This window comes from Formosimonas limnophila (genome assembly GCF_014652675.1).
Classification (GTDB): domain Bacteria; phylum Pseudomonadota; class Gammaproteobacteria; order Burkholderiales; family Burkholderiaceae; genus Hydromonas; species Hydromonas limnophila.
The window spans coordinates 1-12652 of record NZ_BMZG01000007.1 but is presented as its reverse complement, the minus strand read 5'-3'; the positions used below and the strand labels follow the sequence as shown (position 1 = coordinate 12652).

Sequence of the window (12652 nt, the reverse complement as noted above, 5' to 3'; positions counted from 1 at the left end):
CGGGGCAACGATAAATGGTAAATAACAGTGTGCTTTAAATATTGAGAATCAAAACACATTAAAACGACTAAAACTATTGGCCAGATGATATGACACCAAGCTTATATCCCTCAGCGATAAACGCCGCCACTACTTCGTCTATTTGCGCCGAAGTGTGGGCCGCCGACATTTGAGTTCTGATGCGCGCACGTCCTTTGGGGACGACGGGGAACGAAAAGCCCACGACATAAATGCCCAATTGCATCAGCTGCGCGGCCATCAAGCCAGCCAACTTCGCATCCCCCAACATCACAGGGATAATCGGATGCTCGCCTGGTAGCAATTCAAAGCCTGCCTCTGTCATTGCCGAACGGAACTGATTGGCATTGCGTGTCAATTTGGCACGCAGCGCCGCCCCCTCATCTGAGCCAATAATATCCAACACAGCCAAACTAGCCGCCGCAATTGCAGGCATGAGTGAATTCGAGAAAAGATAAGGACGCGAACGTTGACGCAGCAGCTTAACCACAGCAGCATTCGCCGCCACATAGCCACCCGAAGCACCGCCCAAGGCTTTGCCTAATGTCCCTGTATAAATATCCACTTTATCCGACACACCGCAATACTCAGGCGTCCCAGCCCCCGTCGCGCCAATGAAACCAACCGCGTGCGAGTCATCCACCATGAGTAATGCACCATAGCGCTCAGTTAATTCGCTAATGCCTTTCAAATTCGCAATCGTGCCATCCATCGAAAACACACCATCGGTCACTACCAATATAAACCGCGCACCCGCTGCCTGTGCGGCTTGCAACTGAAGCTCTAAATCGGCGACGTCGTTGTTTTTATAACGATAGCGTGCCGCCTTACACAGCCGTACACCGTCAATAATCGACGCATGATTGAGCTCATCCGAAATCACTGCATCTTGCTCACTGAACAACGTCTCGAACACACCGCCATTGGCATCAAAACAGCTAGAGTACAAAATCGCGTCCTCCGTACCCAGTAACTTTGAAATTGCCGCTTCAAGCTGCTTGTGTACCGACTGTGTGCCACAGATAAAGCGCACTGATGCACAACCATAACCATACTCATCCATCCCTTGCTTCGCCGCTGCAATAACGCGCGGGTCATTGGCCAAACCAAGGTAGTTGTTTGCGCAAAAATTCAGTACTTCATTGCCATCCGCCAATACAACTTCAGCACTTTGTGATGTACGGATAATGTGCTCAGGCTTTTCAAAACCATCCGCACTAATTTGATGCAATGTTTTCAGCAAATGAGCGAGGTACCGATTGTTCATGAAACACTCCTAATTCAAAATGGGTTGTGATAGTAAAAAATCGATGTGTGCAAGCAAACTGAGACATTCACGTGGCCACCATCAATGCCGCCGATGATAGGGTAAACACAACCGAACGCACATCAATATTAGATACCGCAATAACTTTCTGACATCTTGATAACGCAATCTAAACCAACAGCGTTTCTGAGCGCAACAGCGACTTCTAGAAGTACACGCCAATTTGGCGGCATACTCCTTCCACAGAATGACCCATATCTTGATGCAGCGCAAAGGCGATTTGTTCCTCCGTAAACTTGCTGGTCTTCATGAGCTTCTCCTCTTCGTTTGGCTCAGTTTAACCGCTTTTTTTTAATTATTAGTGATGCACTTTTTTGGGAGGACGTCAGTCACCGACTGTCAGCGAAAGATAAACATTCAGCAGGTTATGCTGAATGAATCCTCACGATAAGGCTTGTTGGTGAAACTTGCAATATAAATCTGATAATGCCCCTCTGAACATACAGAGAACTTAACACTCAGGGAGAAAAACTACTTTTGGCATGACATCATTTCTGACTTAGCAGACAGAAAACGAATCACAGCTTCGTAGTTAAAAAAATAGGGGTTAAATTTCCCCTATCTTTTGCTAGATTAAAAAACTGCACTGCGTCAAAAATCATAGTAGACACTCATGCAAAATTCAGCACCTTTTTCCCACCCATATATGGCTGCAATGCTGCGGGAATATGCACAGAACCATCGGCTTGCTGGTGATTTTCTACAAGCGCCGCCAAAGCACGCCCTACAGCCAAACCAGAGCCATTTAGGGTATGTACCAATTCAATCTTGTCATCGGCGTTGCGAAAACGCGCCTGCATCCGACGCGCTTGAAATGACTCGCAATTAGACACACTGGAGATTTCACGATAAGCGTTTTGCGAAGGTATCCAAACTTCTAAGTCATAAGTTTTAGCTGAACTAAAGCCCATATCACCAGTACACAGCGCTACGACACGATAAGGCAGCTCAAGTAGCTGCAGAATTTTTTCAGCATGACCACGCATTTCTTCAAGCGTTTCATAAGATTTTTCAGGATGCACGATTTGCACCATCTCAACCTTATCAAACTGATGCTGACGAATCAAACCACGAGTATCTCGACCGGCACTGCCTGCCTCAGACCTAAAGCATGGCGTATGGGCTGTCAATTTGATGGGCAAATCGCCTGCAGACACAATCGTGTCACGAACGGTATTAGTCAACGGAATTTCGGAAGTAGAAATCAAATAAAGCTCTCGTTGATCTTCGCCACCGCCTTTGCCTACCCAAAACATGTCATCCTTGAATTTAGGCAACTGTCCTGTACCCAAAAGGCTTTCAGAATTAACAATGTAAGGCGTATAGCACTCAACATAGCCGTGCTGCTCCGTTTGAGTATCCAACATCATTTGCGCCAATGCACGATGCAGCTTAGCCACCGAACCACGCAAAAAAATAAATCGAGAACCAACCACTTTCGAAGCCGCATTAAGATCCAAGCCACCTAATGCCTCTCCAAGCGACACATGATCTTGTATGTCAAAATCATAAGTCTTGGGCGTACCCCATCGTGACACCTCAACATTACCACTCTCGTCATGACCTACGGGAACCGATGCGTGAGGTAAGTTTGGAGTTCGCATCAAAATATCACTCAACGTCAATTGAATCTCATCCAAACGAGCAGATGAAGCTTTGAGTTCCTCTCCAATACCTGCAACATCGGCCATAATGTCATCTATTGATTCTTTTTTGGCTTTGCGATTACCGATTTCTTTCGAGAGCCTGTTGCGCTGCGACTGCAATTCTTCGGTACGAACCTGAATCGCTTTGCGCTGGGTTTCTAAATCGTTGAATACTGTGGTATTAAGCTCAAAACCACGCGCTTTCAAACGTGCGGCAGTGGCTTGAAGGTCTTTTCGGAGTAATTGGATATCTAACATGGATGGACATTCTAAAAGTTAAGGTAATACGCTAAAGATAGCATACAAGATTTGCATGGTTATTTATTTTTCAGGCTTCGTTCGGCCTCCTCATCCAAAGCTCGCAATGCACGCAATTTTTCAGCTATTTTACCTTCTAAGCCGCGCTCTGTGGGCTGATACCACAACGGTTTTGGCATATTGTCAGGAAAATAATTCTCGCCTGCCGCATATGCACCCTCCTCGTCGTGGGCATAACGGTAATCTTTGCCATAGCCCAAATCTTTCATGAGGCGCGTCGGCGCGTTGCGCAAATGCTCAGGTACGGGGCGCGAGCCATCTTGTTTGATGAACGCACGCGCCGCGTTGTAGGCGTTATAACCCGCGTTCGATTTTGCTGCAATCGCCAGATAAATCACCGCTTGGGCTAAGGCCAGCTCACCCTCTGGCGAGCCAAGCCTCTCGTAAGTCAACACAGCTTCGTTGGTGATTTGCATCGCGCGCGGATCAGCCAAGCCGATGTCTTCCCACGCCATGCGCACAATTCGTCTCGCCAAGTAGCGCGGGTCTGTACCGCCATCGAGCATACGGCAAAACCAATACAACGCCGCATCGGGATTGCTGCCTCGCACCGATTTATGCAAAGCAGAGATTTGGTCATAAAACGCATCGCCGCCATTGTCAAACCGTCGCAAAGTCGCGCCCAAGCTGGTTTTAACGTGCGCCTCGGTCAAAACCTCACCATCCTGAATCAACTGCGCCGCCACTTCAATTTGATTGAGCAGTCGCCGCGCGTCGCCATCGGCTGCCGCGATCAGCCGCTCACGCGCCACAGCCTCGACCGTGATGTGCAAATGCTGCTCAGCACGTGCCACCAATTCATCCAACTCCTCAACCGATAAGGGCTGTAACACATACACCGCCGCGCGTGAGAGCAGCGCATTGTTCACTTCAAATGAGGGATTTTCCGTCGTCGCGCCAATGAACGTCAACAAGCCTGATTCAACGTGCGGTAAAAACGCATCCTGCTGCGACTTATTAAACCGATGCACCTCATCGACAAACAGCACTGTCTTGCGCCCCTGCGCTTGCAGCACCTGCGCCAACTCCACCGCCTCGCGAATCTCTTTCACACCAGAAAGTACAGCCGACAGGGCAATAAAATGCGCATCAAACGCATCAGCGACGAGACGCGCCAACGTGGTTTTGCCCACACCAGGCGGCCCCCAAAAAATCATCGAATGCAGCCGCCGCGTCGCAAATGCAACGGCCAGAGGCTGACCATCTCCGAGCAAATGCCTTTGCCCCACGACTTGCCCAATATCCTGGGGACGCAAACGTTCGGGCAGCGGTGCGTTGATGTCAACGCCACCATCCATACCCTGATCAAATAAATCGCTCATGAATCTCTTTTTCGTCTATCGTGGATTGGGTTAGAGCGGCTGCGCTCTGCTCAAATCAGGCTTGTCTTAAGGCATAACTTTAATCAATAATCGATATTTTTGACGACCATGTCGCCAGCGAACCACCTAAAAGCATTTAACTGAGTTTGGACGTAATAACCATATGCATCCGAATCAACCACTTTTTGGCCAAGATTAGCTGGGGACAAGCTATGTTTTGCAACTCTAATGACTTCTCCTTTTGAAACTCCATTTTTTTTATCTTCTCGAGCTTTGGTGATAGCTTCAAACTCCCTGTAATCATTTTTAGTGGATGAAAATGAAAGAAACATGTTATCAACAGGAGGGAAATATCTACCCACATCTACCTTAGCTATGGCATCTTTTTTCTCAGTATCCACACAGTAAAGCTTATAATCAAACTCCCCTAACAGTAGAATTAATTTCCCTTGATTATGAGTACAGTACGCCTCAAATGTTCCATATATAAAGGAAAATGGATAGTATCCCTTAAAAACTCTCCGCTTTACACCTGAATCGCGCTCAATTGTCGCTCCAGATTGCATGCCCGATCCCCACTTAGCCCTAGGGAACCAAAGCTTACCAAATGAATTAAAGTCATCAGAGAGATTGCTTTTTAACTCGGAGAGCGTTTTAATTTCTTGCCCCGTCTTCAGTGACTCAACGGGAAAAATATCTGACAAATCATTGATCATAGGAGCAACTCTTTTATCATTAGGTTGTATGGCCACTTGTTTTGTATCGCTATATATCTTAAGAATAACACCTTCAAACAATCCATTAGTAACATACTGACCAACCTTCCATGGGATGGCTTCTCTGTTTATTTTTTCGGTCAAAATACCATAAAGCGCCATAGAATTTTTTCCAGAAAAATGTCTTATTGTATATTTTCCAATCTTTTTACCATAAGCCATTCTTCCAATTACTTTGTTGGGTGTTGCTGTTTCACATGTCATCTGTGACGATGATTCAAATGGCTTGAAATAACCACTACGCTCAGTTAAAAGAATATTCATCGGTATTTTATCTTCCAAAATAAAACCTTTATGGTAACTACAATATGCGCGAAAAGTATCTTCTACCTCTTTTATGTTAATTAAATCCTCAGCAAATTTAAATGAAGCTCCAATATGACTAACATCGTAATACTTTGCGTTACCCATACGCTCCCCCAGAGAAACCATCATCCATTTATTAACAAAAGTCTGATATTCGTTATCAATCACATCCTGCAATTCCTCTAACTTCAGAGGAGCTGTTTCATGCTCTCTTGCGTAACTATTACATGTTATTGAAGATATGAAACAAAAAAAGAGAGCCTTCAAAATGATAATTTTCATAACTTTTCTATCTTTAATTAAAAAATGCTTTACTCTGAATCTGCCTAGACACATTAAATTGGTTATTTAGTGACGTTTATCGGCTTTATACATACATCCCACCATTAACAGCCAACACATGCCCCGTGATGTAAGCAGCCTCGGGCGAAGCGAGGAAAGCCACCGCATTGGCAATATCTTGTGGTTGCCCCAAGCGCGCGAGCGGGATCTGGCTTGACAGTGCGTTGATAGCATCCTCGCCGAGTGCGGCGGTCATGTCGGTTTCGATGAAGCCTGGGGCGACGCAGTTGACGGTGATGTTGCGCGAGCCGAGTTCTTTGGCGAGTGCGCGCGCCATGCCTTCGACGCCTGCTTTGGCTGCGGCGTAGTTGGCTTGGCCTGCGTTGCCCATTTGGGCAATCACAGAAGTGACGTTGATGATGCGACCTGAACGTGCTTTCATCATGCCGCGCATGACACCGCGTGAGAGGCGAAACACACCGCGTAGATTGGTTGCGATAACTGCATCAAAATCTTCGTCTTTCATACGCACGGCGAGGTTGTCACGGGTGATGCCTGCGTTGTTGACGAGGATGGTCAATGCGCCGATGTCTTTTTCAACCTGCACAAGCACTGCATCGGTTTGCTCAGCATCTGCGACGTTGAGCACCAAACCGGTATTTTTGGGGTTGTACTGTTGTAAATCCTTGGCAATCTCAGCTGCACCCGCTTCGCTGGTGGCGGTACCAATCACGATGGCACCGCGTTGAGCGAGGGTTTGGGCAATGGCGCGGCCAATGCCACGAGATGCGCCCGTGACGAGAGCGATTTGATTGTCTAATGAGTTCATGAGTGTCCTTTTTCTCTTGTTTTTTCAATCATCAATGATGCATGTCTTTGTGAATCGAGTTTATTTAAGCAATTCTTTCACCGCCGCCAAACTGGCTTGGTCAACCAGTGCATGACCCGCGACACGCGCATCAATGCGTTTGGCCAATCCAGCCAATACTTTACCGGGACCACATTCAACGAGGTCTGTCACGCCTTGGTCAGCCATGAAGCGCACGCATTCTACCCAGCGCACAGGATGCCATGCTTGGCGCACGAGGGCGTCGCGGATGTTGGCTAACTGAGTTTCGACTTTGACATCAACGTTGTTGACCAGAGGAATTTGCGGCGCTTTCATCTCAACATTGACCAATGCTTGAGCGAGCACTTCCGCCGCAGGTTCGAGCAACGTTGAGTGAAATGGTGCGGAGACTGGTAGAACCAGTGCGCGTTTCGCACCAGCTTCTTTTGCTAATTCACAGGCTTTTTCGACCGCGCCTTTGTGGCCTGCGATGACAACCTGACCTGGGGAGTTGAAATTAACAGCCTGCACCACTTCACCCGTCGCCTGTGCTGCGTTGTCGCACACAGTTTTGACCACGTCATCGTCAATGCCGAGAATCGCCGCCATACCGCCGACACCGACAGGCACGGCATTTTGCATCGCTTGCGCACGCACGCGAACGAGTTTGACGGCATCGGCTAAATCAAACACACCCGCAGCGGTGAGCGCAGAGTATTCACCAAGGCTGTGACCCGCCACCATGGCAGGCGCAGCACCACCAATATCCAACCAAGCACGATAGGCCGCAACACTGGCGGTGAGCATAACGGGTTGCGTGTTCACCGTGAGGTTTAGATCTTCAATCGGCCCTTCTTTCATCATTTTGAGTAAATCGAGATTGAGCGCATCAGAGGCTTCTTTGATGGTATTTTGCACAACGGGCAAATCGGCCAAATCACCCAACATGCCAATGCTTTGCGAGCCTTGCCCAGGAAATACGAATGCGTACATGATCGTCCTTATATAAAAACACGGTAAAAGTAAAAAGCTACTTTTACCGCAATCATTTCTAGAAACCTTAAAATAAAACCAAACTGAGCAGTTGTTCGCTTTATTTAGACTTGGTGGTTTTAAAACTTAAACAAATTCGCGCCCCACGTGAAGCCACCACCGACACCTTGCATCAGGACGTGGTGTCCTTTTTGGATACGGCCATCGCGCACCGCCACATCCAGCGCCATCGGCACCGATGCCGCAGACGTATTGCCATGTAAATCAACCGTGGTAATCACTTTGTCCATCGAAACACCCAGACGTTTGGCAGTGGCTTGCAAAATTCGGATGTTCGCTTGGTGAGGAATCAGCCAATCAATTTGATCTGCAGTCATGTGAGCCCCGTCTAAAACCTCATTCGCCACCTCACCCAAAACAGTGACCGCCTGCTTAAATACCGCTTGACCATCCATGTATAAAAACGGATGCCCCTGCACCACACCATGCGAGACCGTGCCTGTCGCACAGAGAATATTGGACAAATCACCGCGTGCATGCAAGCGATTGGCCAAGATACCGGGTTCATCTGATGCTTGTAACACCACCGCACCCGCGCCGTCACCAAACAAAACGCAAGTGGTTCGGTCTGTCCAGTCCAGCAAACGTGAAAACACCTCGGCACCAACCACCAGTGCCGTGCGCGCCTGACCAGCTTTAATCAAAGCATCCGCCGTCGCCAACGCGTAAACAAAGCCACTACACACCGCCTGCACATCAAAAGCCGCACAACCAGTCGCACCAATTTTTGCTTGCAGCAAACACGCCGTACTCGGAAACGTCATATCAGGCGTAGAAGTGGCCACAATGATTAAATCAATTTCAGTGGCCTCAACACCAGCCATCTCAAGTGCCGCACGTGCCGCATGTGCACCTAACTCGCTGGTGGTTTGGTCAGAGTTGGCAATATAACGCTGCGCAATGCCTGTGCGCTCACGTATCCATGCATCGGAGGTTTCGATATTGCTTTTCGCCAATCGTGCGGCGAGTTCGTCATTTGAGACGGGAGAGTTGGGCAAAAAACGACCAGTGCCAATGATTTTTGAATAACGCTGCGTCATGAGAGATTCGTGTCCTTTTGTTCAAGCCGAGCTAAGCATTGTACGCCAAAATTTCAGCACTGTGAACCGTGGCAAAACCCTTTGCGCCGCACGATCGTGCGATTTGAGCGTCATTTATAAGGTAATAAAAAAGCGAAAAACACATGTTTTTCGCTTCATCCACAACCACATTATCTAACGCATCACTCAGCCGTGGCTCCATGAGACGACAAATCACTCAAACCTTTGGTGACCAACTCCAGCATCCCGTGCGCCACCGCATCGTGTGCACGCTGTAAGGCAGATGAAAAAGCGAATGCATCTGCCCCGCCATGACTTTTAACCACCACACCACGCAATCCCAACAAAGCTGCACCATTGTGACGACGACCATCAACCTCATGTCGAAAAGCGTTGATAGAAGGCAAAGCGAAAATAGCACCGATGCGGCGAAGCCAGTTTTTCTTGAAGTGGTGCATGAGCTTCGTGCGCACCATAGACGAAAGACCTTCGGCAGTCTTTAACAAAACATTACCAACGAACCCGTCACAAACCACCACATGCACATCGCCTGTGAATATTTGATTGCCTTCCACATTACCGATGTAATTAATCGGGGTATTTTTCAGCAATGCAGCAGCAGCTTTGACCGCTTCATTGCCCTTAATATCTTCATGACCGATATTCAACAACCCAACGCTTGGCAAAACGTCAGAACCATAATCAAAAGTCGCTTGCGCTAAAGCCGATCCCATCAAAGCAAACTGCTGCAAATGCTCCGCAGTGCAGTCAACGTTCGCACCCAAATCAAGCACCAGAGTACCTGTGCCCAATTGATTGGGTAAAATAGACGCAATCGCAGGGCGATCAATTCCATCTAAAGTTTTCAAAACGAACCGAGCTATCGCCATTAAAGCACCCGTATTACCAGCAGAAACCGCCGCTTGGGCCCGATTGTCTTTGACACAATTAATCGAGACACGCATGGATGAGTCTTTCTTGCGACGCAATGCCACCTCGAGCGCATCATCCATCGTTACCAACTCAGACGCATGCTGCACAGTCACACGTGTCGTCGACAAATCCAAACCATGATGTGGACTGCTGGCACGTATCAATGCCTCATCCCCCACCAATATCAATTGTGCCTTGGGATTGGCCGCCAAAAACTGTACGCATGCAGGCAACGTCACAGACAAACCCGTGTCACCGCCCATGACATCAACCGCCAAAGTAATCGGGCTTTTTAAAGAAGAAGTATTCATATCGTCTATCAAAAGAGGAATGGCGCGAAAAAAGCAAAAGCTGGCATAAATACCAGCTTTGCTTTAGATATGAGTCACCGAACGAATTACTCGTCGTTTTTGGTTTTCATGACTTTTTTGCCACGATAAAAACCATTTGGGCTCACGTGGTGGCGCAAATGAACTTCACCTGTGACTGGCTCAACAGCGATCGAAGGGCCTGTCAAAAAGTCATGTGAGCGGTGCATACCGCGTTTTGAAGGGGATTTTTTATTTTGTTGAACAGCCATGTTAAAGCTCCTAAATCAGTGAATTCGGTATCTTGCGATGAGATTAAAAAAGGTTCTTGCGCGTATAAATCCACGATATTGATAATCTGTAGATACTGCACAGGCCATCAGCCATGATACCTTCGCAAGAGAATTCGAGATTATAGCGAAGTTAAGGCATCTTGCCAAGCAAAAACCGCAATCAAATCCTCTCCACGAACGAATTATCTGCTAACTGTGACAAAAATCTGACGTTGCGTGTGATTATTTGGGCTTGAGTTTAAGCAACGCGTCAAATGGTGATGCTTTTTCGCCCACAGACATAGGCAGCTGCTTGTCACAAATATCATGCGTGACTGACATCGGCAAACTCAAAATCACTTCATCCTCAAGCAAATCAAAAATATTGAACTCTTTGGCTCCAACAATCTTCTCTGGTGAATTATCACCCGCCAAAATAGCGGCCAACTCCTCTTCTTCATTATCCAGCTCATCTTCTGACTCAACCAGTTGCAATGTGTTGTCCACCGCAACCAATTGACTCACAGGCTCTAAACAACGTTGGCACACCATATTCATCGAACCATCTATGGTGATATCGATAAATAAATTGGTCTTATCACCCACACGGCCAACCACGCGATACGTCAATACCCCCGTTTGATCAGATAAATCACGGTGCAATCGCGTTAGTGATGCCACAGAAACTTGCCCGGTTAATTGCGTTTCATTACGCGCCAAAGAAAACACATCTTGTATGATTGACTGATTACTCATTTCGTCCTCTTTCATGCAGCGTACAACACGCCACGTAAGCCACTAAACTTTGCGATAATACAGGCTTTTAAACACCTGCACAACGCAATGAACAATCCAACACTCATTCTGGGCTCCTCATCACCCTACCGACGCGAATTACTCGAACGTCTACGTCTGCCATTTTTGGTTGCGACGCCGAGCATTGATGAAACGCCCCGCACCGACGAGTTACCTCAAGAAACCGCATTGCGTCTGTCCATCGAGAAAGCAGCCCACATAGCCAAAACCCATACCGACGCCCTCATCATCGGCGCGGACCAAGTCGCTACCGTGGACAACGTTCAGCTTGGCAAAGCAGGCAACTTTGACAACGCACTCAAACAACTACAAATGATGCGCGGCAAAACCGTTTTGTTTCACAGCGCGCTTTGTCTTCTTGACGCACGCACACAGCAACACCAAGCCCAAAATATCGTGACGCGCGCCACAGTGAGAAACCTATCGGACGATGAGCTCGCGGCGTATTTGCGCATCGAGCAACCCTACGATTGCGCAGGCAGTGCCAAAGTTGAGGCTTTGGGCATAACCATCCTTGAAAAAGTGGAGTCAGACGATCCAACAGCCCTCATCGGTTTGCCTCTGATTACATTAACCAACATGTTACGCCAAGCAGGCGTGACCTTTTATCAAGCCTAAAAAAAATAACTTTTAGAAAATCAATCAATATGAAAAAAACAGGCACCTTATACCTCATTCCCAACACACTGGGCGACGACACCACACTACCCGCAGTTTTACCCACCGAGGTCATACAGCAGGCTACTCGCCTGCAGCACTTTATCGTGGAGAATGCCAAACCAGCCAGGCAATTTCTCAAGGCCATCGGCATTCGAACACCACTGCAACAAATTAGCATGGCCGAACTCAACATCAACACACCCGACAAAGACATTGATCAACTGCTCGCACCACTACTCAATGGTCACGATGTGGGGCTTATTTCTGATGCTGGCTGCCCTGCTGTGGCAGACCCAGGCTCACGCGCTGTTTTGGCTGCGCACAAGCACCATATCCCAGTACGCCCGCTCGTTGGACCTTCGTCTATCTTATTAGCACTGATGGCCAGCGGCTTGAACGGGCAAAAATTCACCTTCCACGGCTACCTGCCCATTGACACGAACGCACGAATCAGCACACTCAAAAAACTAGAGCAGGAATCTCGCCAACACCAACAAACACAGATGTTCATTGAAACACCCTACCGCAACACCGCATTGTTTGAAGGACTGTGTAAATCACTCGCGCCACAAACACAACTTTGCATCGCCACAGACATTACACTCCCGACCGAAGCCATCACAACCTTGCCCATCAAACACTGGCAGAATTTGTTCAACCAAAAGCAAGCGCCAGAGTTGCACAAGCATCCTTCATTGTTTCTGTTTTTGGCTTGATTTGGTTTTATCGCCGTGTTGTTTTGAGCG

At 47.8% G+C, this 12652-nt stretch carries 12 protein-coding genes; 2 read left to right on the top strand and 10 right to left on the bottom strand.

Annotated features, from left to right (window positions below; all coding sequences use genetic code 11):
* Positions 1-73: 73 nt before the first annotated feature.
* The 10 genes from IE082_RS07245 to IE082_RS07200 all read right to left on the bottom strand — a co-directional run bounded on the left by IE082_RS07245 (position 74) and on the right by IE082_RS07200 (position 11186).
* On the bottom strand, positions 74-1285 hold the full coding sequence (locus IE082_RS07245) for a glycine C-acetyltransferase (protein WP_189493256.1): 1212 nt from the start codon (positions 1283-1285) through the stop codon (positions 74-76).
* Between the two features lie 671 nt (positions 1286-1956).
* Positions 1957-3249 carry a serine--tRNA ligase gene (serS, locus tag IE082_RS07240; protein ID WP_189493255.1) on the bottom strand — a complete coding sequence of 431 codons (1293 nt, stop codon included), beginning with the start codon at positions 3247-3249 and terminating at the stop codon, positions 1957-1959.
* Positions 3250-3308: 59 nt separating this feature from the next.
* Positions 3309-4631: a replication-associated recombination protein A gene (locus IE082_RS07235; protein ID WP_189493254.1), complete on the bottom strand. Its 1323-nt coding sequence runs from the start codon at positions 4629-4631 to the stop codon at positions 3309-3311.
* A gap of 83 nt (positions 4632-4714) precedes the next feature.
* Entirely contained in the window at positions 4715-5995 is a 1281-nt protein-coding gene (locus IE082_RS07230; protein WP_189493253.1) for a hypothetical protein, read from the bottom strand.
* Between the two features lie 85 nt (positions 5996-6080).
* Positions 6081-6824, bottom strand: a complete 744-nt coding sequence (gene fabG, locus IE082_RS07225; protein ID WP_189493252.1) for a 3-oxoacyl-ACP reductase FabG — start codon at positions 6822-6824, stop codon at positions 6081-6083.
* Positions 6825-6884: 60 nt separating this feature from the next.
* On the bottom strand, positions 6885-7820 hold the full coding sequence (gene fabD / locus IE082_RS07220) for an ACP S-malonyltransferase (RefSeq protein WP_308429018.1): 936 nt from the start codon (positions 7818-7820) through the stop codon (positions 6885-6887).
* Between the two features lie 116 nt (positions 7821-7936).
* Positions 7937-8917: a beta-ketoacyl-ACP synthase III gene (locus IE082_RS07215; RefSeq protein ID WP_189493250.1), complete on the bottom strand. Its 981-nt coding sequence runs from the start codon at positions 8915-8917 to the stop codon at positions 7937-7939.
* Positions 8918-9099: 182 nt separating this feature from the next.
* A complete protein-coding gene (gene plsX / locus IE082_RS07210; protein ID WP_189493249.1) occupies positions 9100-10161 on the bottom strand; it encodes a phosphate acyltransferase PlsX in 1062 nt (353 codons plus the stop codon).
* Positions 10162-10247: 86 nt separating this feature from the next.
* Entirely contained in the window at positions 10248-10430 is a 183-nt protein-coding gene (rpmF, locus tag IE082_RS07205; RefSeq protein WP_189493248.1) for a 50S ribosomal protein L32, read from the bottom strand.
* Between the two features lie 243 nt (positions 10431-10673).
* Entirely contained in the window at positions 10674-11186 is a 513-nt protein-coding gene (locus tag IE082_RS07200; protein WP_189493247.1) for a YceD family protein, read from the bottom strand.
* Between the two features lie 87 nt (positions 11187-11273).
* Between IE082_RS07200 and IE082_RS07195 the strand changes: the two genes are divergently transcribed.
* Together IE082_RS07195 and IE082_RS07190 are read left to right on the top strand one after the other, a co-directional pair.
* Positions 11274-11864, top strand: coding sequence for a Maf family nucleotide pyrophosphatase (locus IE082_RS07195; RefSeq protein WP_189493246.1), 591 nt, complete (start codon positions 11274-11276; stop codon positions 11862-11864).
* A 29-nt stretch (positions 11865-11893) separates the two neighbouring features.
* The gene (locus IE082_RS07190) at positions 11894-12622 is read left to right on the top strand and encodes an SAM-dependent methyltransferase (RefSeq protein ID WP_189493245.1); all 729 of its coding nucleotides are present in this window, start codon (positions 11894-11896) and stop codon (positions 12620-12622) included.
* Positions 12623-12652 lie beyond the last annotated feature (30 nt).